This is a genomic window from Streptosporangium sp. NPDC048047 (assembly GCF_040653115.1).
Classification (GTDB): Bacteria; Actinomycetota; Actinomycetes; order Streptosporangiales; family Streptosporangiaceae; genus Streptosporangium.
This window is the reverse complement of sequence record NZ_JBEZNH010000015.1, coordinates 153,015-177,120: the sequence shown is the minus strand read 5'-3', so window position 1 is coordinate 177,120 and position 24,106 is coordinate 153,015. Positions and strand designations below refer to the sequence as shown.

Here is a 24,106-nt window from a genome sequence, read left to right as displayed (position 1 = left end):
AGCCACTACCGCCGACGAGGAGATCCGCTCCCTCAAAATCTACGAATGTAGTACCGGGATGGAGACGGACGCGGCGGTGCTGCGGATGGCGGGCGGGCAGCGCAGGCTGTTCGGGGTCCGGCACGAACAGGAGGACCTGTTCGAACAGGCGGCGGAGGCCGGTTCCGCCGGGGCGGACGAGGCGCGGGACGAGCTGGCCGAGTTCGCGTACGACACCGAGGACGTCCACGAGTTCCCGGGCATCCTGCGGGAGGGCAGCTACCACGTGGTGGTGGGGAACCCTCCGTACATCACGGTCAAGGACAAGAAGCTCAACGCGCTGTACCGCAGCCTCTACAGCGCCTGCGCCGGGGCCTACGCGTTGTCGGTGCCGTTCGCCCAGCGGTTCTTCGAGCTGGCGAGGCGCGCGGACAACGACGGCCGGGGGGCCGGGTACGTCGGGCAGATCACGTCCAACTCGTTCATGAAGCGCGAGTTCGGCAAGACCCTGATCGAGGAGTTCTTCGCCAAGGAAGTGGAACTGACCCACATCATTGACAGTTCCGGCGCTTACATTCCTGGCCACGGGACTCCCACAGTCATAATTTTTGGACGCAGCAGGAAATGGAAGCGTCGCGAAAAAATACGCGTCATCATGGGAATTCGAGGCGAGGCCCACCAACCCAAAAACCCGGCGGACGGACTAGTATGGAAATCCATAGTAGTCCAGATAGATCATCCAGACAGTGAATCTGACTGGCTTTCAACAGCAGACGTTCTGCGCTCGGAGATGAATGAGCACCCCTGGAGCCTCAGTGGAGGCGGAGCGAAAGAGCTACTAGGGTGTATCGAGAGAGCAGCCAAGACCCGCCTCACCAGCGTCGCATCTAACATCGGCTTTGGCGCAGTCACTCGGGAAGATAGCGCCTACATGATAGGTGAAGGCGCCCTACGCCGCCACAGAGTACCCGAGGCACTGCGACGCCCTTTAGTCGAAGGCGAAGCCATAAGAGACTGGAGTCTTTCCGACCCAATAACATCATTGTGGCCCTATGACACCGAAACCCTTGAAGCCAAGATAGATAGAAACTCATATATTTTAATATGGCCATATCGCACTATTCTTTCAAGTCGGATCGCCTTTGGGAAAACGCAAATATCCCGAGGATTGAACTGGTATGAATATTCGATGTTTTTCCGCAATCGATTCAAGCCGGATTATGTTATATCTACATCGGCCGTCGCGACACACAATCACTTCATACTTGACCGCAGGAAGAACGTCTTCAAAGACACTGCCGTAACAATTACGCTACCAGAAAAGGAGGATGAAGATAGGTATTTAGAAATAACCGGAATCCTGAATACCTCCACTGCATGTTTCTGGCTTAACTTAGTATGCCACGACAAGGGAAACAGGGGTGGCGAGAGATCCAGCGGACGCTACGCCTGGGAAAGATATCACCAATATAATGGAACACGCTTAGCCGAGTTTCCATTGCCGAAAACACTCCCACTGGAAAATAGCAGAAAGCTGGATTCTCTAGCCCAACATCTAACAACGATTAGCGCTGAGGAAATAACCACAGAAGCTATGCCGGCTCGGGAGCGGTTGAAGGCCGCTCAGGACGAATGGCATTCCGTTCGGGCTCAGATGATCGCGCTTCAGGAAGAACTGGACTGGGAGGTCTACTCCCTCTACGGGCTGCTGGACGACGACCTGACCGCCCCGGCCGACGCCGTACCGGAGTTGAAGCTCGGTGAGCGGGCCTTCGAGATCGTGCTCGCGCGCAGGATGGCGCGCGGGGAGACCGAGACGCAGTGGTTCAAGCGGCACGGCTCCACCCCCATCGTCGAGCTGCCCGACCACTGGTCCCCCGAGTACCGCGCCGTGGTGGAGCGGCGGATCGCGCTCATCGAGACCGACCGCAACATCGGCCTGATCGAGCAGCCCGAGTGCAAGCGCCGCTGGGCCATCGAGGGCTGGGACGCCATGCAGGCCAAGGCCCTGCGGGGCTGGCTGCTCGACCGATGTGAGGCACGGGAGCTGTGGTTCCACCACCTGGACGGGATCGAGCAACCGCGCGTGCTCACCACCGCCCAGCTCGCCGACCTGCTCCGGCCGGACGCCGACTTCGTCTCCGTCGCCGAGCTGTACGCGCCCGGGAAGGACCTGGAGAAGGTCGTCGCCGACCTGGTGGCCGACGAGCACGTGCCGTACCTCGCCCAGCTCCGTTACAAGGACTCCGGCCTGGTCAAGCGTGCCGACTGGGAGGACGTCTGGGAGCGGCAGCGCCGCGAGGACGCCGCGCAGGCCGTGGCCGACGCCGCCGGGGAGGCGGCGAAGCGACAGCGGGAGGTCGTCGAAGCCCTCGACGCCGCGGACGACGCGGCGGAGAACGGCGGGAAACACGATGAGGAGCGCGAGCGCGCCCACGCGGAGTGGGTCAGGCTGAGCTCCGAGCACCGGAAGGCCGAGGACGAGGTCAGGCGGATCAGGAACGCGATCCCGGTGCCGCCGAAGTACGGCTCCGGCGACTTCCTCAAGACCTCTTACTGGCGTAACCGGGGCAAGCTCGACGTCCCCAAGGAGCGGTTCGTCTCCTATCCGCACGCGAGCCGCGACGGCGACCCGGCGCTCCTGCTCGGCTGGGCGGGCTGGGACCACCGCGAGCAGGCTCAGGCCCTCGCGACCCTGGTCGTGGACCGGGAGCAGAGCCACGGCTGGGGCGCCGAGCGGCTGGCCCCGCTGCTCGCCGGCCTGCGCGAGGTGCTGCCGTGGGTCCGACAGTGGCACGACGAGTTCGACCACATGTACGGCGCCACCCCGCCCGACCTCTACGAGGGTTTCCTCGTGCAGACCCGTGACCGCCTGCATCTCACCGACGACGACCTCACCGCCTGGCGTCCCCCGAAGACCGCCCGCGCCCGCAGGCAGTAGCGAGCAGAAGCGAGGAGCCCTCGGCATCGAATGCCGGGGGCTCCTTTCGTCCGCACGGGACGTCAGAAGTCGAACTCGCCCTTCTTCGCACCGTCGATGAACGCGTCCCAGACGCTCGCGCTCACCACGAACGGCGCCTGCTCCGGCGCCTCGGTGTCCCGCAGCCCGACCCGTCCACCGGACAGCGGAGCGACCTCCAGGCAGTCGCCCTGGTTGGACGCACTCTTGGTGGCCTTGCGCCAAGCCGCCGTCTTCAGCTCGTCACTCAGCTCCACGACTTCGCCGCCTTCCTGATCAGCTCGACTGAGGCATGTCGCGGGTCCGCCTCAGCTCGAATGGTGTCATATCGCGCGCGGATCGCCTCGACGTTTTCCGGCCGGTCCGTCACGTGCCCGTTGATCGCCGACTCGATATATACCGTGTCCGGCCGTCCCTGGGTCTGCGCAATGGCGAACGCCCCCGATGTCCCCTTGGTGGAGCCGAGCGCCAGAGGGACGACCTGGATTCCGATGCGCGGGGATTCCACAGAATCCAAAAGGCGCTCAAGCTGACGGCGCATGACGTCCTCACCTCCGACGGGGCGCTGGAGGACGACCTCGTCGAGAACGACCCAGAGCATCGGCGACTGAGGACGGGAGAGAATTCCCTGCCGTTCCAACCTGGCTTCCACCGCCTTCTCCACCTGCTCATCCGTTATGCCCGGCTCACCGCGCAGGACCGCTCGGGCATATTCCTCGGTCTGCAGCAGGCCTGGGACGACGAGCGGTTGCCAGGTATGCAAGGTGTGGGCCTCCCGCTCGACGTCCAGCCAGCCGCGGAACCACGGCGGGCTCGCGGCCCGGGTGACGTGCTCCCACAGTCGTACCAGCTCACCGCCCGCCCGCAGGGCGTCATCGCACAGGCGCGCGAAGTTGCGGCTCGGGGTGCGCTCCCCTCTCTCGATGAAGCCGATCAGGCTCTGGCTGAACATGGTGATCTCCGCCAGCCGATCCTGAGTCAGGCCGGCCCGCTTGCGGTATCTGCGGACTTCGGCGCCGAATACCTCCAGCGGCTTCGCGTCGGGACTGATTTCAGAGAATGCGGACATTTCAGCTCCGTCCGGCAGGGGAACGACACGCCCAAGCACAGAAAAACACAGTTTCAGCACAAGCTGTCGGGTTGATGTGCTTCGGCTTCCATACCCAACGTAGCCATTCGGGAGCACGCTGTGAAGGGCATCGCCTCGCGCACGATCCCGCCCGGGAGCCCTTTCACCTATCTAGAAGAGACGCCTTTCAACTGCTCGCGAGAAACACCGGAAATATACGGATAAAGGAGGAATTAATGGCCGTCGAAAGAGCGGGACCCGGCCATTCGGCCGACCGGCCCTGCCGTTCCGCGGGCACGGGTTTGTCACCTTCCGGCAACCCCCACGCGGACAGGCCGGACCACCCTCAGCAGTCTCCCGTGTCACTGACCCGGCGCGGACGGCACCGGCGCGGCGCACCCGTCACGGCGGCCCAGCCCGGCCGCTGGGACGGCGTCCACCGCGACTCCGCCCGGCGTCTGGACCAGACCGAGCCCGCCTGGACCGTCTGGTACGGCGTCGGCACCCGCCGCTTCTACGCCGTCGCCGCCTGGCCCGCCCCGGAACCGCTGATCGTCCACGCCCGCACCCCGGACGAGCTTCGACACCTGATGCGCGGCACCGAACGGGCGGCCCAGCCGTACGGCGCCCCCGTCCCCGCCGACCGGCCTGCTCCACCACCGCTGTCACAAGGAGGCACGATGCCCGGAACGCCGTACGGCCCGCGCACCGCGCAGTGGACGCTCCCCCACGACCTGTCGGTCATCGGCAAGACACGCGGCCTGGTGCAGGAGACGCTCACCGCCTGGGGCCTCGGCCGCCTCGCCGACGACGTGGTCCTGGCCGCCGGCGAACTGCTGGCCAACGCGGTCTCCTACGGCGAGCCCCTGGTCCGGCTCACCCTCCGAGCCGAGGACACGGCGCTGTGGGTCGAGGTGACCGACCGCGGCCCCGAACTGCCGCGCCGCCTGAACCTCGGACTCGACGCCGTCCACGGCCGCGGCCTGACCATCGTCGAAGCCCTCTCCGACGCCTTCGGCGTCACCCCCCTCCCCGACACCCCCGGCAAAACCGTCTGGGCCCGTTGGAGCCTTCCCCGCTGAGCCTTTCCGCCCGCGACCCAGCCCACACGGTGCCCGGCGTCAAGGAACCGGCCGATCATGCGCGCGGCCGGCTCCGGCTTGGTCGCGAAGACGGTGCCCTCGCCCAGTCCTGCCGCCCGGCAGCGGTCCGGGTCGCACGTCCACGAGCGCGGGACGTAGAGCTCGCGGTCGATGGCCGCGTGTCCGCGGCGGCCTGCATAGACGAGGCAGACAGCGACCTGAGCGTTTTCGATCCTCCCGGCCGTGCCGGTGTACCGGCGCTGGACACCCACGGTGTGCGTGCCCTTCTTCACGTCCGCACCCGACGCCGGGGTTCAACCCGCGCGAACCGGCCCGCTACCCGGGACATCAGGACCTCGAACGCCTCCTGCCAGCGGGCAGGGTCTACGCTGTGACTCGCGGCCACCGCATGATCTTCAGTCTTCACACACCGATGATCAACGGTGCCGCACCCGTCTTCACCGCCCCTCGATCACGACCTGCGAAGACGGGGCCGCATCCCTTCCGTGTCCCGCACGGGGCACGCAGCGTTCGCCAGCCGTCTCGTGCCAGGAGGACACATGCAACGCGGTGAAGTCTGGTGGGTCGACTTCGATGAGCGACGCCCGGTCGTGCTGCTCTCGGACGAGAAGTCATCCGGATTTCAGGCGATGCAGGTCGTTGCGCCAGCGGGCGTCGACGTCAGCGGCCTGGGCGTTGAAGTGGCCGTAGGAGCCCCGGAAGGACTGCCCTTCGAAGGCGTGCTGCGGTTCGCGTTCCCGCGTCCAGGCTTTACTCCGTGCACATGGCTGACCACCGTGGCCCGGGATGACCTGATCGAGCGGGCGGGCGTGTTGTCCTCCGTAAAGCTCAGCGAGGTTGGAGAAGCCCTCCGTGCCGCTGGAGAGAGGAGGGAGTGGACCCCGATGACGGCTGCCAGGATCAGCGAGATCAAAGATGCCCGCCGTCTCGAAGGACTCGAGTAGCGGACGCCTGTGCTGCCCAGCTCGATCTCGTCGACGACTGAACGCTGCCCCCTCTCCACCGCACTCCAGCAACAAGATCACGATCTACGGCCGGCGTATTAGAGCGTTCCCGTGGGAAGCGAGGACCGGCACCGATGAGCAGGCCGGGCGTCCGCTCTCGGATTCACGGGCGGTCGGGGCCGGACCGCCCCGGATCGGCCCGGAGGAGTGTCGTCAACTGCCACACGTTGGTCGAGGGGTTCCGCCCATGGTCGTCGCCCTCGCGGTCGAGCTCCCGCGCCCTGTCGCAGGCGTCGGCGACCCCGTCGGCGAAGTCGGAGAAGCGGGTGTCACCCTCGCTCCAGGCCGGCAGGATGTCCTTCAGCTTCCTCTTGGCCTCATCGGCCGTCTGGAACGGCTTGCGGTGGTCGTCGTGGTGCAGGATCAGCCAGAACTCGAAACACGGCGTGGACAGGCCGAGGTGGAGTTTCTTGCCGTCCTTGCTCTCTTTGCTTCCCATGTGGGCCTCGTGGAGCATTTTGTCGGTGAGCGTCTGGTCCAGCTCGGTGTCCTGGACGCACCACACCGCGTCGTACTCGTCCGACACGCGGGCGACGGCCTTTCGCACCCTGGTGACGTGGTCGCCCTTGATGACGTCCACCTCGATCTGCGGGCCGCGCCGGGATCTCATGCCGGAGAAATATCCTTTCTCCGTGGTCCCCTCGACCAGGATCAGATAACTTCCGCGCTCCCTTTTCTCGTCACCCCTCCGAGTGAGGGACGTCCTGGAGCTGACCTTCGTGGATTTGCTCGTCCGGGGGGACATCGCCTGCCTCTCCGCGCGCTGCCAGCGCCGCCGCGAATAACTCGTCATTGACGATCGGGACAGCACCATAGCGGCCCGTGAGGTATCGGCGCTCCCGGTTCTCCTGCGTCGCGTTGAAAGCGGAGAGGGGAAACAGCTCCGTCGCCCCGCATTCGTCCTTCTCGGTGAACCAGACGTGATCCCGACGCAGCACCTCCTCCCCTTGGATCCGGCCGAGCAGCGTGGTGTCGTGGCTGCTGAAAACGAGCTGCGCCCCCCGGGGGTTGGTGACGGGGTCGCGGAAGAGTTTGACGAGCTGAGCGGAGAGATAGGGGTGAAGGCTGGCGTCCAGCTCGTCCACGAGAAGAGGCGTCCCCCGGTCGAGGGAACGGAAGACCGCCGGCCCCAACTCGTAGAGGGTCCTCGTCCCGAGGGACTGGTCTCCCAGCCCCAGGGCGAACGTGCCGCTTTCTCCCTTGTGATTGAAAAGAATGTTCTTACGCCGCTGCCCCGGATACCAGTCCGCAGTTGCCGGGTCTGCCGAGCGCGCGGCGAACTCCGCCTCCGACTCCTCGACGATCTCGGCCGACTCGATCCCGGTGTCCGCGGCTCTCAGCAGTGCGTTCAGCCGGTCGAGGTAGCCGGGGCGCTCGGCGTACTCAACGACGGAAGGGAAGCGGGGGTATCTCGTCGCCAGGGGCTTGCGATCCAGGAGGTTGGCGAACCACTGATAGACCGTCCGCACCGCAGGCTGCCGCGATCTGGCCGCGACGGACAGGAAGAGGACGTTGGACTCGGTGATCTCCTGCACCTGCCGCATCGAGTCCGGGGAGTCGTCCTCGAAGTATTCGTCCCCTTGCCGGTTGAATATCACCTTTTCTTGCCCTTGCGGGTAACTGTACATCCACTCCTCGGTCACCCTGTCGTCGTCGACCGAGAATCCGTAGGTGTGCCTGATCTCCCGCAGGAGCAGGTCGACCACATATGTCGACGGCTCCTTTCGGGTATCCGGGTCCAGGGCGAAGGAGTGCCGGCGGATTCCGGTGCCCGGCTCGCTCTCCCGGAACGAACCGCGCACCATGTTGCGCATGTAGACCAGTGCGTCGATGACGTTGGACTTGCCGGAGGCGTTGGGGCCGAAGAGCCCGGCCACCCGGACTGCCTCACGGTTGACGGCATCCGGATCGTCGGCGTCGCCGGAGGGAACCAGCAGCAACTGCTGTTCATCGCGGAGTGAACGATGGTTCGCCACACGAAAGCTCAGCAACATCGGCGCGCCGACCTCCTTTCCATGGGGAATCTCCCCTGCTCACACGGAATAACCGCGCGGATGAGCAGGTGCAACTGTACGGGAAGGCCCTTCGGGTTGTCCCTTCAAGGGCGGGGTAGGGCCCGTTCTTCCCGTGCGATCGGCCGAAGGCGTGACGCTTCGTGCATTCCATATCCCGAAATGCCATTAGCCAACCAACCAAAGCCCCAGAAAGTGACTTTGGAGGACATAGAAGACAAGAAGTAAGTTAGCCCCCAGAGGACCCTCTTCCCTCTTCCCCCTGCCCTTCCCATCCGACTACCTTTGTGAGTTCACAATTCTCCGCGCGACCAAAAAGTGAGGACCATGACGTCGCCGAACCAGCCGCCGTTGCTCCGGGACCTCATCGACATCCCCGAGGAGATGAGCGACAGCGATTTCGTGCTCAAGCTGGCCGAGGGGGTCGGCGACGCCGAATCGACGCTGCGCGACTACGTCATCACCGACGACCTGCTCAGGAGCTTCGACCGCGCGTTAGGGCTGATCAAGGCCGCGGTCGGCGGGCACAGTTCGAAGGCCGCCTACCTCCACGGCTCGTTCGGCGCCGGCAAGTCGCACTTCATGGCCGTGCTGCACGCCCTGCTCCGCGGCGAGAAGGCCGCGCGGGAACGGGTGGAGTTCGCCGGACTGCTGGCCAAGCACGACTGGCTGGTCGGCAGGCGCTTCCTGCTTGTACCGTTCCACCTGCTCGACGCCAAGTCGCTGGAGCACCGGGTGCTGGGCCGCTACGTCGACTACGTCCGGTCGATCGAGCCCGGCGCCCCCATCCCGGCGGTGCACCGTACCGACGCCCTGCTGGAGCAGGCGCGGCACCTGCGCGGACGGATCGGCGACGAGGCGTTCATCCGCGGACTCCCCGGCGACGAGGAACCCGACGAGTGGGGCGAGACCGCGGCCTTCTGGACCCCGGAGAAGCTCGACGCGGCGTTCGCCGGGGCGCACGCCGACGCCTCCGACCGCGACGCCGAGCACCCCGTCACCGTGACCGAAGGGGACACCCTGCGGCGCCGCCTGGTGAACGACCTGCTGCAGACCTGGAACGTGGGGTTCTTCACCAACGCCAAGGAGGACGCCGAGGGGTTCGTCTCCCTCGACCGCGGCCTACGGGAGATCAGCGCGCACGCCAAGGACCTCGGCTACGACGCCCTGGTGCTCTTCCTCGACGAGCTGATCCTGTGGCTGGCCAACTCGGTGGGCGACTCCCGGTTCGTGGCCCGGGAGGTGCAGAAGATCACCAACTTCGTGGAGTCGGGGGACGCGACCCGGCCCATCCCGGTCGTCAGCCTCATCGCCCGCCAGCGCGACCTGCGCGAGCTGGTCGGCGAAGAGGTGGTCGGCGCCGTCGAGCTGGGCTTCCAGGACACCCTCGACCTGGCCAAGGGACGCTTCGACACGATCACCCTGGAGGACCGCGACCTGCCGGTGATCGCCCAGCAGCGCCTCCTCGCCGCCAAGGACGAGGAGGCGCGGGCCGCGCTGACCCGCGCTTTCGACCAGACGAGCAAGGTGCGGCGGGAGGTGTGGGACACCCTGCTCGGCTCGGGCGACGCCACCGGCGCCGACATCGAGGCGTTCCGCCGGACCTATCCGTTCAGCCCGGCCTTCATGGACACGCTGGTGCACATCTCCAGTGCCCTGCAGCGTTCCCGCACGGCGCTGAAGCTGATGCGGCGCATCCTCATCCGCCGCCGCGACGACCTGCGCCTGGGTGAGCTGGTCCCGCTCGGCGACCTCTATGACGTGATCACCGAGGGCGGTGACGAGCCGTTCACCCACAAGCTCAAGGTGGAATTCGAGGCGGCGCAGAAGCTCTACGACACCAAGCTCCGCCCGCACCTGCTCGCCCAGTACGGCGGCCTCACCGAGGAGGAGGTCGCCCGGGTACGGCGCGGCGACGCCTCCGACCCCCGGCTGGCCGGACGGGTCAAGGCGTTCACCGGCGACGACAGGCTGGTCAAGACCCTGCTGCTGTCGGCGCTCGCGCCGACGGTGCCGGCCCTGCGCAACCTCACCGCCAGCCGTCTGGCGGCGCTCAACCACGGCAGCATCGTCAGCCCGATCCCCGGCGGCGAGGTCGGGGTGGTCGCCCGCAAGGTCGAGGACTGGGCGGGCCGGTTCAACGAGATCAAGTTCACCAGGGGCGACGACCCGGGCGTCGGCCTGGAACTCGTCGGCGTCGACGTCGACTCGATCCTGGAGAACGCCCGCAACGCCGGCGCCGACACCGCGGGCAGCCGTAAGAACCTCATCCGCAGGCTCCTGTACCGGGAGCTGGGCGTGACGGAGACCGGGCACTACGACGGCGACCGGTTCGACTTCGTCTGGCGGGGCAGCCGGCGCTCGGTGGAGGTGGTGTTCGGCAACGTCCGCGACCACGACGACCTGCGTGACGACGCCTTCCGTCCGGCCGGTCCTGCGAGCTGGCGGGTCATCGTCGACTACCCCTTCGACGAGGGCGACTACACCCCGGCCGACGACCGGAACCGGGTGCAGACGATGTTCTCCGGCGGCTTCCGCGCTCGCACCCTGTGCTGGGTGCCCGCGTCCCTGTCCGCCGAGCGCGCCCAGGACCTGCGCAAACTCGTGACGATCGAGTACGCCCTGCACGGGCAGCGCTTCGAGGAGGTCGCCAAGGACCTCAGCCCCACCGACCGGCACCGAGCCCGCCAGACGCTCACCGGACAACGCGACGTGCTGCGGAGCAGGCTGGCCGACACCCTCCGGCAGACGTACGGCCTGACCCTCAAGCAGCAGGGCGACGTCGTCACCGGCTTCGACGACCACCTGCTCTCCCTGACGGAGGAACTGCACCCCCGTCTGCCTGCGGGCGCGGCCTTGGACGACGCCATGGAGGGCCTCGCGGTACAGATGATGGCGAGCCAGTTCCCGGCGCACCCCGACTTCGACCCCGACCGCGTCGGAGCGGCCGCCGTGGTCAGACCGGCCGAGGCCAAGCTCGTGCTCGACCACGTCCGCCGGGCCGTGGAGGATCCGGACGGGCGGGTGGAGGTCGACAAGCCGCACCGCGCCACGATGCGCCGCATCGCCAACCCCCTGCTGCTCGGCGAGATGCACGAGGCCGCCTTCGTCGTCGGTTCCCACTGGCGTCACCACTTCCACCGCTGCGCGAGCCAGGACGGGGTGACCGGCGACCTGAAGGTCTCCGCGCTGCTCGGCTGGATCGACCGGCCCGAGGCGCGCGGCCTGGACCGGCTCGTCGCCAACCTGGTGATCGCCTGCTTCGCCGAGCAGACCGACCGGGCCTGGATCCACCACGGTGGCCCGGTCAGCCCCGAGCTGACCCAGATCCGCGAGGACATGGCGCTCCGCGAGGAGCGGCCTCCCGGGGAGGAGGTCTGGGAGGCGGCACGTGAGAGGGCGGCGAAGGTCCTCGGTCTGAACCCCCCGGCCGCGCGGCGGGCCCGGCTGGCGGGGATCTTCGCCCGCGAGCTCTCCGAAGTGGCACGCCGCTACCGCGACGCAGCGCACGCGCTGGTGGCCGAACTGGAGGCGCATCAGGAGCTGCTCGGTCTCGACCTCAACGCCGAGGAAGGGCGGCTGGCCACCGCCCGCCGGGCCGTCGACCTCCTCGACGGACTCGGCTCACAGCGCGACAAGCTGGAGGTCATCGAGCAACTCGCCACGGCCGACGTCGGGCGGGCACCTGAGCGGGTCGGTGCGAGCATCAAGAGCGCCCCCGCGGTGGTGGCCGCCCTGCGCGCGGCCCGCTGGGACAACTTGTCCCTGGTCGGCGGGCTGCGTGAGCCGTACGGAAGCCGGGGGCGGACACTCGTGGAGACCCTGCGGCAGGTGGCGCTCGCCGACGAGCTGACGTTGCCGCAGTCGCTGGCGTCGGCGCTGGCCGAGGCAGGTTCCACCGCGACCGGGCTGATCGGCGAGGCGCTGAAGTCCGACCCGCCTCCTCCCCCTCCTCCGCCTCCCGCGACGCAGGTCGTCTACACCGGTCCGGTGTCGCTGCTGGAGGAGAAGCTCTCGCAGCTGATCGCCGATGCCCGCGCCCTCCCCACGGTGGGTGCCGAGCTGGAGCTGCGGCTGTCGGACCTCCTCGCCCACGCGCGCACCCTCGCGGAGAGCGACCCCGGCACCGTCGTCGAGATCTCCATGCGTCCGGTGCCCCGTCCCGGGGCCGGGGCGTGAGCGTCGCCGCGGGCGCGTCCCGCCCGCTACCACTGACCGCCGCCGCCCTGGAGCAGGAGATCGCCCGGCTGTTGCGCAGGTACGCCCAGAGCGACCAGCGGGTGCTGCTCGTCCGCGCCGACCCCGAGTGGACCGGACCCGCCGGGATCACCGTGGACGGCAGACAGGTCCACATCACCGGGTGCGTCTCCCCCCTGGCGGTCATGGAGCGGGTCTCCGCGCACCTGGACCGCGACGGCGACTCGGTATTGGCCGTGCTCACCGACGCCGAGGAGAGCACGCTCGGCACCGGCCTGCTGAGCAGGGTGATCCGCCAGCGTGTCTTCGTGGTGGAGCCCTGGCGGCTGGTCGAGGAGAGCTTCGGCGCCCAGCAGACGGACCCGCGGCTGGCCGCGGAGGGATGGGCGGCCGAGGCCCTGATCGACGCGATGCCCCCCGGCGGATGGCCGCGGCTGACGGGCGCCATGCTGACCCGGGAGACCGCGCTGGGACGACTCGCGGCCCGGCGGCTCCGGCTCGACCGGCAGGGAGTCGCGGACGGCGAGCCCAATGCCGCCGCGCTCCTGCTCTGGAGTACCGACACGGTGGCCGTGGAGGCGTTCCGGAGCCTGCGCGTCACCGAACGCGAGGGATTGACGGCGTGGCTCCGGGAGATCGCCGGACACCCCGCTGACATCCTGTTCCGGCTGGTCGACGGTGACCGCGTCGGCGACGCCCTGCCCTTGGGACTGCTGTGCGGGGCGCTGTGGCACCCCGACGCGCAGAGCGTCGCGCAGCGCGCTCAGGGAGGCGTGCTCGCCTACATCTCGGCCCTGGGCACATCGGCGGCCCGTGCGGGCGGCTCGCGTCCGCCGATCGAGGATGCGAGTGTCCGCGGCTTCGCCGCCGCCGCGGAGGACGTGGTGGCCCGGCTGCTTCGCGCGGAAGGCTCCACGGACGAGACACGGCTCGCCGAGGCGGTCCTCGACCGGGCCGAGGATCTCCTCGTGCAGTTCGACGCCCGCCAGGCGGCCCGGCACAGTGACCTGCTCCGTTCGGGTTTCGAGGACCGGATCGAGGTTGTCGCGGAGACGCTGTCCGCCGCGCTGGAGGAACTCCGGCCCGGCCGCGGGGCGACGGCCGCCGGTACGGCGGAGCCGGCCGTGCGGTCGGGGGTGGCCGCGTTGGCCCAGGCCACCTCCCGGCTGCGGACGCACACCCTGGCCGGCAAGCGGCACCACCGGGTGCGCCGCGCCGAGATGGCCCAGCGGCTCGTGCGGTGGCTGTGGCGACCGTACGACCCGGCGTCGCAGGTCAGTGGGGTCGGCGTCGCCGTACAGGCGCAGATCGACGAGTGGGGGTGGGTCGACCGCGCCAGGGACGACGTCTGGCTCGGCGAGCCGCGCAGCGCGGCGCTCAAGGACGCCTACCGGAGACTGCACGATCTCGTCCTCGACCGGGGGCGCGCGCTGAACGAGGCGTTCGCCGCGAAACTCGCCTCCTGGGCCGCCACCGGCCCTGGTGACCTGCTCACCGTCGACACCCTGCTCCCCCGCGTGGTGGCGCCCCTGGTCACCGACGCCGCGGACCACCGGCGGCCGGTGCTGTTCGTCGTCCTGGACGGGATGAGCGCCGCCGTCGCCACCGAGCTGGCGGAAGAGCTGCGGGCGCAGAACTGGGAGGAGTACGACCCGGTGCCGCGCGCCACCGGCCGGGCCCGGAGGCGCGCGGTCGTGGCGGCACTGCCCACCGTCACCAGGGTCTCCCGGGCCAGCCTGTTCGCCGCCCGGCTGACCGCGGGCGGCGCGGCCGACGAGCGCAAGGCGTTCGAGAGCCACCCGTTCTGGGGCGGGAGACCGGTCAGGCTCTTCCACAAGGGCAGCCTCTCCGGCGAGGCGGGCCGATCCCTGGGCGAGGACCTCACCGAGGCACTGGGCGACGAGTCGGTCCACGTGGGCGTGGTGCTCAACACGATCGACGACACCCTCGACAGAGGCCGGGGCCGGATCGACGACGCGTGGACGCTCTCCGACATCGGCGCTCTGCGCACCCTGCTGGAGTTCGCGCGCTTCCAGGGCAGGGCGGTCATCCTGACGAGCGACCACGGCCACGTACTGGAGCGGAACGGGACCCTGCGGGCCGTTCCGGGCGCCCCCTCGGCCCGCCACCGGGAGTCGGCCGAGCCGGCCGGTGACGGCGAGGTGGAGCTCTCCGGTCCCCGAGTCGCCGGTGGGCGGATCGTCGCCCTGTGGGACCCCGGGCTCCGCTATCTTCCCGCCAAAGCCGGCTACCACGGTGGCGCGTCACTCGCAGAGGTCACGATCCCCCTGCTGGCGTTCCTGCCGTTCGGCTCGTCCGTCCCGGCCGGGTGGCGAGCCCTTCCCGACCAGCGGCCCGAGTGGTGGTCCCTGGAGGCGGAGGCGGCTGAGACGCCGCAGGTCCCGGAACCACAGGAGGCCCGGATGCCGGTCGGGCCCCGGCGCAGGGGCAGGAAGTCAGCCGACGTCCCGGCGGGCCCGACGCTGTTCGACGATCTGGACGTGCCGGAGACACCCGGTGGGACCGGGGGCTCGGGTGGCCTCGTGGCGACCGGACGGCCCGGGACCGGTGCGGCTCCGACCGCGCCCGCGCCGAACGGGGACGAAGCTCTCGTCGCCGAGTTGCTCGCCACCGAGATCTTCGCCGCGCAACACCAGATGACGCCCCGCCGGGTGCCCAAGGCCAAGATCCGCGCCGTCCTGCTCGCCCTGCTGGGCGCCGGCGGGCCTCTGCCCCTGCCCGTCGTCGCCGAGAGCGCCGGGGAGCATCCCGTGCGGGCGGCGGGATTCGTGGCGACCCTCCAGAGGGTCCTCAACGTCGACAACTATCCGGTGCTGTCCATCACCGACAACGGGCGCAGCGCGCGACTCGACCCGCACCTCCTCAGGGAGCAGTTCGGTCTCGGCTCCCGGCCCGCACTCGGGGCGGCGGAGCGATGAGCGTTCCGGTGAGCGCCGCCCGGCGACGCGAGGTCATCGACGCGCTCCGGCAGGGCGCGGTCCCGCAGGCGGGTCTCGACCTGCTGGCGGTCGGCCTAGGCAGGTTCGAGACCACCGTGGCCGACGAGCTCGGCACGCTGGCCTCGGGCGGCTCGGTCTTCAAGGCGGTCCGCGGCGAGTACGGCTCGGGCAAGACCTTCTTCACCCGCTGGCTGGCCGAGCAGGCCAAGCGCAGGGGGATGGCTGCGGCCGAGGTGCAGGTGTCGGAGAACGAGACTCCCCTGCACCGGCTGGAGACCGTCTACCGGCGGCTGACCGAGCGTCTGGCCACCGCGAGCTACCCGCCCAGCGCACTGCGGTCCGTCGTCGACGCCTGGTTCTACGTGCTGGAGGAGGACGCCCTCACCGCCGGCGCCGAGCCGTCGGCGCTCGGTGAAGCCGTCGAGGAACTGCTCACCGAACGCCTGGCCGAGGTGAGCCGCTCGGCTCCCACCTTCGCCGCGGCCCTGCGCGGCTACCGCGCCGCGTCCACCGCCGGGGACGCGGCGACCGCCGACGCGATCCTGGCGTGGCTCGGCGGGCAGCCGAACGTCGCCGCCTCCGTCCGCCGTACGGCCGGCGTACGCGGCGATCTCGATCACTTCGGCGCGCTCGGTTTCGTCCAGGGGCTGCTGGCCGTACTGCGTGACTCCGGACATCCCGGCCTGGTGCTCGTGCTGGACGAGGTGGAGACCCTGCAGCGGGTCCGCTCGGACGCCCGGGACAAGGCGCTCAACTCTCTGCGGCAGCTCATCGACGAGGTGCACTCCGGCCGCTTCCCGGGGCTCTATCTGCTGATCACCGGAACGCCCGCCTTCTTCGAGGGGCCACAGGGGGCGCAGCGGCTGGCTCCTCTCGCACAGCGGCTGGCCACCGACTTCACCGGCGACCCGCGCTTCGACAACCCGCGGGCCGTCCAGATCCGGCTGCCGGGCTTCACCCTGTCGTCCCTCGGTGAGCTGGGAACGAAAGTCCGCGACCTCTACGCGGGCGGGGCCTCCTCGCCCGGCCGCGTCGCCTCTGTGGTGGACGACGCCTACGTGGCGGACCTCGGCCGCGCGGTGACCGGGGAACTGGGCGGCCAGGTGGGGGTCGCCCCCCGCCTGTTCCTGCGCAAGCTCGTCGACGTCATGGACCGCGTCGACCAGTTCGCGGACTTCGACCCGCGCCGGCACTACGCGCCCACGCTGTCCTCCACGGAGCTGACCGAGGTGGAACGCAACGCCGTCGCGGGGTACGGCGCACCCTCCGGGCATGGCGCGGTGTCCGCGGACGCCGTGGAACTGGACCTGTGACCGCCGTGACCGGGACCGCAGGCACCGGGACGGTGCACCGGTGAGCGAGCCGGTTCCGCTGCATCCGACGCTGGTGCACCACATCGTCAACACGCTCGGTTGGTCCTCGTTGCGGCCGCTCCAGCGGCAGGCCCTGCCTCCGCTGCTGGCGGGCGAGGACGTCCTGCTCCTCGCGCAGACCGCCGGGGGGAAGACCGAGGCCGCGGTGTTCCCTCTGCTGTCGATGATGGCCGAGGAGGGATGGCGGGGCATCTCGGTGCTCTATGTCTGCCCGATCAAGGCGCTGCTGAACAACCTGCTGCCGCGTCTGGAGCGGTACGCCGGGTGGCTCGGCCGCCGCGTCGCCCTGTGGCACGGGGACGTCACCTCCGCCCGGCGTGCCGCCGTCCTGCGTGATCCTCCCGACGTCCTGCTGACGACCCCGGAGTCTGTGGAGTCCATGCTCGTCAGCACCAAGGTGGACCACACGGTGTTCCTCGCCGGAGTGCGTGCCGTCGTGGTGGACGAGGTCCACTCCTTCGCTGGGGATGACCGGGGCTGGCATCTGCTGTGCGTGCTGGAACGCCTGGCCCGGGTCTCGGGACGGCCGATCCAGCGCGTCGGCCTGTCCGCGACGGTCGGAAACCCCGACGAACTCCTCGCCTGGCTTCAGGGGTCCGGGCGCGGCAGCCGCGCGGCGCGGGTGGTCACACCGGACGAGCGGCCTTTCCCCTCCGAGCGGGCCTCCCCTGCTCCACCCGTATCCGGGTCCCTGGAAACCGGCCGGCCCGCAGGTGACGTGGAAACCGGCCACGCCGGTCCGCCCGCGGGCGACGTGGAGCTCGATCACGTCGGGTCCCTGGCCAACGCGGCCAAAGTCATCGCGGCCCTGCACCGCGGGGAGAAAAGGCTCGTCTTCTGCGATTCGAGACGCGTGGTGGAGGAACTGGGGGCGCTCCTACGAGCCCTGGGCGTGACGACGTTCCTCTCCCACGCATCGCTGTCCGCCGAGGAGCGCCGCCGAGCCGAACACGCCTTCGCCGAGGCGCGGAACTGCGTCATCGTCTCCACCTCCACGCTGGAACTCGGCCTGGACGTCGGGGACCTGGACCGGGTCATCCAGATCAACGCGCCCGCCACGGTGTCCTCATTCCTGCAGCGGATGGGCCGTACCGGCAGAAGGCCCGGCTCGACGCGCAACTGCCTCTTCCTGGCCGACGACGACGAAGGGCTGCTCTCCGCCGCGGGGCTTCTGCACCTGTGGGGACGTCACTGGGTGGAACCGGTCACACCACCACCCGAACCGCGGCACATCGTCGCGCAGCAACTCCTCGCCCTGTGCCTCCAGGAACGCCGGATCGGAGATCACACATGGCCGGAATGGTGGCCCGGCCTGGAGCCCTTCGGCCCCTCCGGCGCCGCGGCGGCACCGATCCTGCGGCATCTTCTGGACACGGGGTTCATCGAGACCGACGGCGGCATGCTCTTCATCGGTCCCGCGGCGGAGAACGCCTTCGGTCACCGTAACTTCATGGAACTCACCAGCGTCTTCACGTCCTCGCCACAGTTCACCGTCCTGCACGGCCGGGCGGAGATCGGCCGTGTCGACCCGTCGCTGCTCTCCGACCGGCGGGAAGGACCTCGCCTGCTGCTGCTCGCGGGCCGGAGCTGGCATGTCACCTGGACCGACTGGAAGCGCCGCCGATGCCATGTCGAGGCCGCTGAGCGCGGTGGACGCGCCCGATGGCAGTCGGGCGGCTCACCGAGAGGCTCCTCCTTCCAGCTCATGCGGGCCGTGAGGCAGGTGCTTCTGGGCGCGGACCCTCCCGTACGGCTCACCCGTCGCGCCGTCGAAGCTCTGGCCGACGCACGGGAACACCACGTGGACGCCGTCCACCCGGGTGGGACGGTCATCGTGCGCGGGGACGACGTCCGCTGGTGGACCTGGGCCGGATACCGCGCCAACATGACCCTGCGGAGCACCCTTTCGTCAGTGACCGACCCCGTACAGGAGGCCACCGACGCCTGGCTGCGGCTCCGGCCGGATGTGTCGAGGGAGAGCTGGGCCCGTGCCGTACGCGACGCGGCGGAGAGGCTGAGCCTTCCCACGCCCGCCCCCGATGCCCTGACGGGCTTGAAGTTCACCGCGGCCCTCCCCGCGCGGCTCGCCGAGCGCACCCTGGCCGCCCGGCTGGCCGACATCGACGGAGCAGCCGCCGTCTTGGGAGAATTACAGCGCTTCATGGTCCGAGCGTCGGCGCCCTGACGGTTTCCAGGGAACCGCGGATTTCCAGGGCCGGCTCGGCACGGCGGCCAAGACATGACCGGCCGAGGGTATATCGGTGGATATCCCGGCGGCGGCGCGGCAGGATCCTTCCTGCCCCCGGGAACGACCCCCGGGGGACGGCCATCCGGCCGCCGTACTGCACGACCCCGGCGAGGACGGCGGAGTCTCGCCCGGGGCCCCGAGGAGATCCCCCATGGAAGCGATCCTGCGCGCGGCGAGCGAGGCGGCGGGCGTCGAGCTGTCCGATCCGGTCGATCTGGGCGGCAACCCCCGCAGCACCGTGCTGCGCTGCCGTACGGCCGGCGGGGGAAGCGTGGTCGTCAAGGCGTACGCCGCCGAACCCGACGCGCTGTACGGCTTCACCGCGGAGGCCGCCGGGCTCTCGCTGGGCCTGGCCGGTCCCGAACTGCTGGGCGTGGACCCCGCCGTCCCGCTCGTGGTGATGTCCGACCTCGGGACCGCGCCGACCCTCGCCGACGTGCTCCTCGGAGACGACCCCGAGGACGCCGCCGACGGGCTGCTGGCCTGGTCGGGCGGGCTCGGCCGGCTCGCCGCCGCGTCGGTGCCCCATCGGGCCGACTTCACGGAGCTGCGGGCCCGGTACGGCGGGCTCATGGCGGACCGGGCCCGGCACGGCGCGCCCCCGGTGGAGGACGAGCCGTGGATTCCGGCGCTCGCCCCCCGGCTGTCCGAACTGCTCGACGAGCTCGGCCTCGCCGCTCCGCCCGGGCTGGCCGAGGACCTGGCGCTGGCCGGGACGGTGGAGCACGACGAGTACCCGGCCTTCACCCCGGGTGACACCTGCCCCGACAACAACCTGCTCACCGACGACGGTCTCCGGCTGATCGACTTCGAGTCGGCGGCCTACGAGTCGGTCTTCCTGACCGCCGCGTACTGCCGGATGCCCTTCTCCTCCTGCTGGTGCGTCTTCACCCTGCCGGACGGCATGGCCGAGAAGATCGAGGAGACGTACCGGGCGGAGGTCGTCACGATCTACCCGGCGCTGGCCGACGACGCGGTGTGGAACGCCGGAGTCCGCCGGGCCGTCGCCGTCTGGACGGCGCACACGACGACGTTCCTGCTGCCCCGGGTGACGGAGGAGGACCGGCTCATGCACCGGACCCGGCGGCCGGTGGCGACGATGCGGCAGGTGATCCGGCACCGCTGGGAGACGGCGAGCGCGCTGACGGAGTTCCCGGCGTTCGCCGAGACGATGCGCCTGCTGCTGCGCGAGGTGGCCGGCCCATGGAAGGTGACCCCGCTGCCGGGTTATCCGGCGTTCGGCGGCTGAGCCGGCCCGCCGGGAGGGGGCTTCCCGCCCTGCCCGGCCCGCTGAGTCGGCCCGCCGGGGGCTTCCCGCTCCGCCCGGCCCCACGACCGGCGCCGTCGCGGTCGTACCGGCCGCGATCGGGCCGGTACGACCGCTCGGGGCGGGTCGCCGTCGCGTCGTCAGCGGGTCCTCGCCACCTCGGCGGCGATCGCGCGGAACGCCGTCAGGGTCTCGCCCTGGTCCGCCGGCTGGGACAGTCCGCCGTCCCCTTCGCCCGGGGAGCCGGAGGCGGACGACTTGACGATGACGACCCGCTTCCCGGGCGAGACGTAGATGTACTGCCCGCCGAAGCCCGCGGCCATGAAGTCGCCCTCGCCGCCATCTCCGAGCCACCAGTGCAGGCCGTAGGCGGGGTTGAAGGAGGCGGAGGGCCTGGTCGACTCCCTGACCCAGGAGGCCGGCACCACCTGGCGGCCGTGCGCCTTGCCGCCGTTCATGTAGAGCAGGCCGAACCGGGCGAAGTCGCGGTCGGTCGCGTAGTAGCAGCAGTAGCCGAGGCTGTCGCCGTCGCCGTCATGGGTGAGGCTGGCGGTGGACTCCATGCCGGCGGGCTTCCAGATCTTCTTCTCGACGTAGTCGTGGTACGGCACGCCCGTCGCCCGGCTCACCAGCCTGGCGAGCACGAAGGAGTTCATGCTGGTGTACTCGAACCTGGTGCCGGGCTTCCAGCCGTTCACCCGCCGCGCCGCCAGATCCTTGACCGACCGGCCACGCAGGGCCGCCAGGTGCACCTTCGGCACGTCGGTCTTCTCGTCCCACTCGATCCCCGACGACATCCGCAGGAGGTCGCGGATGGACACGCCGTCGTAGCCCGAGCCCTTCAGCTCGGGGAGATACCTGGTCACCGGGTCGTCGATCGAGCGGATGCGCCTCTCCCGCAGGGCGATGCCGACCGCGGCCGAGGTGAAGGACTTCCCGACCGACCACGACTGGAAGCGCGTGTCGCGGCCGGCGTCCCTGTACCGCTCGTACACGATCTTCTGGTTGTCGAGCACGACGAATCCGTCGGCCTTCGAGCGGGTGAGGAAGTCGTCGAGGGTGTACGTCCTCCCGTCGAAGGTGTAGCTGACGGAGAGCTTCCGGGGCGCGCTGCGCAGCGTGACCGGTTTCCCCGACGGCCGCACGAGGTCGGACGCGGCCGGCGGCTCGGCGGGGGCCTGCCGTACGGATGACGAGGGAACCGGCACCGCCACAGCGGGGGCCGCCGGGACGGCGAACGCCAGGGCGGCCGCGGCCGCGCAGACGGCGAGGAGTCTCTTGGGCATTCCAGCGCTCCAGGGAAATGGTCGGATCAGGGTACGGAAGGCATGGAGGGAGCGGGCTCGGAACGCCCGGCTCCCGGCCGGACATGATGTCGGGGTTTCATGGCAGTTCTCTGGCAAGCCCCGGACGCGCGGTTCCGCCCGGTTCCGGGCGTCCCCACCGGCCGGTCCCCCCGGCCGTCACTCCAGCCAGGACCGGGTTCCGGCCGTCCCTGCCGTCTCAGCCGGACCGCCGTGGCCCATCGGAAGCCGTACCTCGATCCGGGTTCCGGAGGTGGAACCCGGTTCGGCCACGGCGGCGGTGCCGCCGTGCAGCGTCGCCTGCTGGCGGACCAGGGTGAGGCCGAGCCCGGAGCCGGGACTGCCCGCGCGGCGGTGGAAGCGGGTGAAGACCCGCTCCCGGTCGGCCGGGGCGATCCCGGGACCGCCGTCCCGGACGGAGAGCACGGCGGTCCCTCCGTCGGCGGACAGGGTGACCGTGACCTCGGCGCGGCCGTGGCCGTCGGCGCCGTGGACCGCGGCGTTGTCGAGCAGGTTGTCGGCGATCACCCGGAGCCCCTCCGCCCATCCCCGCACGGGCACGTCGTCCGCCGTCGAGACGGTGATCACGGCATGGGGATGCCGCCGCCGGGCGTCCTCGACCGCGGCCGTCACGACCTCGGTCAGCTCCACGTCGGTGAAGGTCGCGGGATCCAGCAGTTCCCCCTGCGCCAGCCGCCGCAGCATCGTGATCAGCCGGTGCGTCCGGCCGTGCTCCGCGGCCAGGTCCGCGACGATCTCGGACCGCTCTCGCGGGTCGAGTCCGGGGTGTCCGAGGAGGGAGAGATTGGTGCCCATGCTGGTCAGCGGGGTGCGCAGCTCGTGCGCCGCGGTGGCCGCGAAGGCGCGGGCGGCCTCCAGCGCCTCACCGGTACGCGCGACCGCCGCGTCACGCCGGTCCAGCAGCCGGTTGAGCACCTGGGCCAGCTCGTCGATCTCGGCGACCCCGGAGGTGGTCGTCAGCCGGGTTCCCGCCCGCGGAGGCAGGTCGATCGTCCGTGCCTGCCGGTGCAGCGCCGCCAGCGGCCGCACCGCGAACCTGCCGAGGCCGAACCCCGCGACGGCGCCCGCCGCCGCCGCGAGCAGCGTGGTGACCGCCAGCCGCCGTCGGAGCAGCGCCAGCTGTCCGGCGAGGCGCTCGTCCGGCTCGAAGACCGACAGCCGGGCGCTGCGGCCCTCCACCCCCAGGGCGGCGGTCACGAACCGCCATCGCCGCCCGTCGGCGACGAGGTCGGCCGGGCCGGCCGTACCCGTGCCGGTGCCCGGCGGCGCGGCCGCACCGGTACCGGTGCCCGGCGGCGCGGTCGGCGCGTCCCCGATGACGAGCGGCTCGGCGCCGGCGACGTCGAGGCGGATCCCGCCCACGCCCTCGGCTCCGGCCGCGGCGGCGGCGAGCCGCTGCCTGAGGAAGTCGGGGGGAAGCTCGGGCAGGATCCGGGCCCGCCACGAGTACGCGGAGGCCGTCGGCGCAAGCGCCCGCAACCGGGCCGTGAGCTGCCTGTCCCGCTCGGCGCGCAGGTCGCCGGAGACCAGGTTCAGCACGAGCACCCCGGCCAGCAGCACCAGGAGCGGCACCAGGACGGCGAAGAGGAGGGCGAACCGCGTGGACAGCTTCTTGGGCACGGATCTCATGGCATGGACCTCACGGGGACGGGTCGCGCAGCACGAAGCCGACGCCGCGCACCGTGTGCACCATGCGCGGCTCGCCCCCGGCCTCCAGTTTGCGCCGCAGGTATCCGACGAAGGTGTCCACGGCGTTGCCGGTCACCTCGAACTCGTATCCCCAGACCCGCTCCAGCAGCACCGCCCGGGACAGCACGATGCCGGCGTTGAGCGCCAGCACCTCCAGCAGGTCGAACTCGCGTCTGGTCAGCCCGACCTCGCGGCCGTTCACGGTGACCCGGCGGGCCTGCGGATCGACGGTCAGCGGGCCCACCCGGACCACCGTACCGGGGAGGCGACCGGCCCGGCGCAGCAGGGCGCGCAGCCGCAGTACCAGTTCCTCCAGCTCGAACGGCTTGACGACGTAGTCGTCGGCTCCGGCCGCCAGCCCGGCGACCCGGTCGGCCACCTCGTCCATGGCCGACAACATCAGCACCGGCGTCTGCCAGTCCCGGGTCCGCAGGCGGGCGCACACCTCGATCCCCGACAGGCCGGGCATCGACACGTCGAGGACGACCGCGTCCGGCGCGGCGTCGCGGGCGAGCTCCAGCGCCCGTTCCCCCGAGTCCGCGGTCTCCACGTCGAAGCCCTCCAGGGTCAGGCCGCGCCGGAGGGAACGCAGGATCGCCGGGTCGTCGTCGACGACGAGGATTCGGTATCGGGCCATCGGAACGCTCTCGTACACGGTGTCGGGGGCGGCGCGCGGGTTCACCGAGGGCCGGACCTCCCGGAACCTCGCGATGCCCCGGAGTCCTCCCGGCCGAACCGCGCGCGAACGGTCATCACCGGCCGTCCGCAGCCGCGGGGAACCGGAGAACCACACGGGGCCTTGATCGACAGCGTAGGCCCTGACAACGCCTTCCGGGCGTCACCCGGACGAGCGACCTCGCCGCCACCCGTCCTGTAGCGCATGGCCACAAGCAGGCGGACCACAGTGATGCCCACGGTAAG

The 24,106-nt window shown here is 70.2% G+C and carries 15 protein-coding genes and 1 pseudogene; 8 read left to right on the top strand and 8 right to left on the bottom strand.

The window, feature by feature from the left end; translation table 11 throughout:
- Window positions 1–58: 58 nt before the first annotated feature.
- Complete coding sequence (gene pglX / locus AB0D67_RS16355; protein WP_362935252.1) at window positions 59–2,920, top strand: BREX-2 system adenine-specific DNA-methyltransferase PglX; 2,862 nt, start codon at window positions 59–61, stop codon at window positions 2,918–2,920.
- Window positions 2,921–2,982: 62 nt separating this feature from the next.
- On the opposite strand, the gene AB0D67_RS16350 is transcribed toward pglX, so the two are convergent.
- The gene (locus tag AB0D67_RS16350) at window positions 2,983–3,195 is read right to left on the bottom strand and encodes a DUF397 domain-containing protein (RefSeq protein ID WP_362935233.1); all 213 of its coding nucleotides are present in this window, start codon (window positions 3,193–3,195) and stop codon (window positions 2,983–2,985) included.
- Entirely contained in the window at window positions 3,186–4,007 is an 822-nt protein-coding gene (locus tag AB0D67_RS16345) for a helix-turn-helix transcriptional regulator (RefSeq protein WP_362935230.1), read from the bottom strand. Before AB0D67_RS16345 ends, AB0D67_RS16350 begins: the two co-directional genes overlap by 10 nt.
- A gap of 359 nt (window positions 4,008–4,366) precedes the next feature.
- Between AB0D67_RS16345 and AB0D67_RS16340 the strand changes: the two genes are divergently transcribed.
- Complete coding sequence (locus tag AB0D67_RS16340; protein ID WP_362935227.1) at window positions 4,367–5,089, top strand: ATP-binding protein; 723 nt, start codon at window positions 4,367–4,369, stop codon at window positions 5,087–5,089.
- Window positions 5,090–5,163: 74 nt separating this feature from the next.
- Here the strand turns inward: AB0D67_RS16340 and AB0D67_RS16335 are convergent.
- Window positions 5,164–5,382: pseudogene (locus AB0D67_RS16335) on the bottom strand (transposase); the annotation flags it as partial.
- Window positions 5,383–5,649: 267 nt separating this feature from the next.
- Here AB0D67_RS16335 and AB0D67_RS16330 point away from each other — a divergent pair.
- The gene (locus AB0D67_RS16330) at window positions 5,650–6,054 is read left to right on the top strand and encodes a type II toxin-antitoxin system PemK/MazF family toxin (protein ID WP_362935224.1); all 405 of its coding nucleotides are present in this window, start codon (window positions 5,650–5,652) and stop codon (window positions 6,052–6,054) included.
- Window positions 6,055–6,217: 163 nt separating this feature from the next.
- On the opposite strand, the gene AB0D67_RS16325 is transcribed toward AB0D67_RS16330, so the two are convergent.
- The gene (locus tag AB0D67_RS16325; RefSeq protein ID WP_362935221.1) at window positions 6,218–6,859 is read right to left on the bottom strand and encodes an RloB family protein; all 642 of its coding nucleotides are present in this window, start codon (window positions 6,857–6,859) and stop codon (window positions 6,218–6,220) included.
- On the bottom strand, window positions 6,795–8,108 hold the full coding sequence (locus AB0D67_RS16320; RefSeq protein WP_362935218.1) for an ATP-binding protein: 1,314 nt from the start codon (window positions 8,106–8,108) through the stop codon (window positions 6,795–6,797). The genes AB0D67_RS16325 and AB0D67_RS16320 overlap by 65 nt, the downstream gene beginning before the upstream one ends.
- A 345-nt stretch (window positions 8,109–8,453) precedes the next feature.
- On the opposite strand from AB0D67_RS16320, the gene AB0D67_RS16315 reads away from it, so the two are divergent.
- From AB0D67_RS16315 to AB0D67_RS16295, 5 genes are all read left to right on the top strand, one after another.
- On the top strand, window positions 8,454–12,305 hold the full coding sequence (locus tag AB0D67_RS16315) for a hypothetical protein (RefSeq protein WP_362935215.1): 3,852 nt from the start codon (window positions 8,454–8,456) through the stop codon (window positions 12,303–12,305).
- Window positions 12,302–15,262: a BREX-2 system phosphatase PglZ gene (pglZ, locus tag AB0D67_RS16310; protein ID WP_362935212.1), complete on the top strand. Its 2,961-nt coding sequence runs from the start codon at window positions 12,302–12,304 to the stop codon at window positions 15,260–15,262. Before AB0D67_RS16315 ends, pglZ begins: the two co-directional genes overlap by 4 nt.
- A complete protein-coding gene (gene brxD / locus AB0D67_RS16305) occupies window positions 15,259–16,596 on the top strand; it encodes a BREX system ATP-binding protein BrxD (RefSeq protein ID WP_362935209.1) in 1,338 nt (445 codons plus the stop codon). The genes pglZ and brxD overlap by 4 nt, the downstream gene beginning before the upstream one ends.
- A gap of 40 nt (window positions 16,597–16,636) precedes the next feature.
- Window positions 16,637–18,841: a DEAD/DEAH box helicase gene (locus AB0D67_RS16300; RefSeq protein WP_362935206.1), complete on the top strand. Its 2,205-nt coding sequence runs from the start codon at window positions 16,637–16,639 to the stop codon at window positions 18,839–18,841.
- A gap of 214 nt (window positions 18,842–19,055) precedes the next feature.
- Window positions 19,056–20,153, top strand: a complete 1,098-nt coding sequence (locus AB0D67_RS16295; protein WP_362935203.1) for a hypothetical protein — start codon at window positions 19,056–19,058, stop codon at window positions 20,151–20,153.
- 158 nt (window positions 20,154–20,311) lie between these two features.
- On the opposite strand, the gene AB0D67_RS16290 is transcribed toward AB0D67_RS16295, so the two are convergent.
- The 3 genes from AB0D67_RS16290 to AB0D67_RS16280 form a co-directional block, all read right to left on the bottom strand.
- Window positions 20,312–21,457 carry a serine hydrolase gene (locus AB0D67_RS16290; RefSeq protein WP_362935200.1) on the bottom strand — a complete coding sequence of 382 codons (1,146 nt, stop codon included), beginning with the start codon at window positions 21,455–21,457 and terminating at the stop codon, window positions 20,312–20,314.
- A 177-nt stretch (window positions 21,458–21,634) separates the two neighbouring features.
- Complete coding sequence (locus tag AB0D67_RS16285; protein WP_362935197.1) at window positions 21,635–23,125, bottom strand: HAMP domain-containing sensor histidine kinase; 1,491 nt, start codon at window positions 23,123–23,125, stop codon at window positions 21,635–21,637.
- 10 nt (window positions 23,126–23,135) lie between these two features.
- Entirely contained in the window at window positions 23,136–23,822 is a 687-nt protein-coding gene (locus AB0D67_RS16280; RefSeq protein ID WP_362935194.1) for a response regulator transcription factor, read from the bottom strand.
- Between the last annotated feature and the right edge of the window lie 284 nt (window positions 23,823–24,106).

Coding starts and splice junctions, on each gene's coding strand:
- pglX (WP_362935252.1), top strand. CDS start 59: ATGGAGACGGACGCGGCGGTGCTGCGGATGGCGGGCGGGCAGCGCAGG.
- AB0D67_RS16345 (WP_362935230.1), bottom strand. CDS start 4,007: ATGTCCGCATTCTCTGAAATCAGTCCCGACGCGAAGCCGCTGGAGGTA.
- AB0D67_RS16330 (WP_362935224.1), top strand. CDS start 5,650: ATGCAACGCGGTGAAGTCTGGTGGGTCGACTTCGATGAGCGACGCCCG.
- AB0D67_RS16325 (WP_362935221.1), bottom strand. CDS start 6,859: ATGTCCCCCCGGACGAGCAAATCCACGAAGGTCAGCTCCAGGACGTCC.
- AB0D67_RS16320 (WP_362935218.1), bottom strand. CDS start 8,108: ATGTTGCTGAGCTTTCGTGTGGCGAACCATCGTTCACTCCGCGATGAA.
- AB0D67_RS16315 (WP_362935215.1), top strand. CDS start 8,454: ATGACGTCGCCGAACCAGCCGCCGTTGCTCCGGGACCTCATCGACATC.
- brxD (WP_362935209.1), top strand. CDS start 15,259: ATGAGCGTTCCGGTGAGCGCCGCCCGGCGACGCGAGGTCATCGACGCG.
- AB0D67_RS16295 (WP_362935203.1), top strand. CDS start 19,056: ATGGAAGCGATCCTGCGCGCGGCGAGCGAGGCGGCGGGCGTCGAGCTG.
- AB0D67_RS16290 (WP_362935200.1), bottom strand. CDS start 21,457: ATGCCCAAGAGACTCCTCGCCGTCTGCGCGGCCGCGGCCGCCCTGGCG.
- AB0D67_RS16285 (WP_362935197.1), bottom strand. CDS start 23,125: ATGAGATCCGTGCCCAAGAAGCTGTCCACGCGGTTCGCCCTCCTCTTC.
- AB0D67_RS16280 (WP_362935194.1), bottom strand. CDS start 23,822: ATGGCCCGATACCGAATCCTCGTCGTCGACGACGACCCGGCGATCCTG.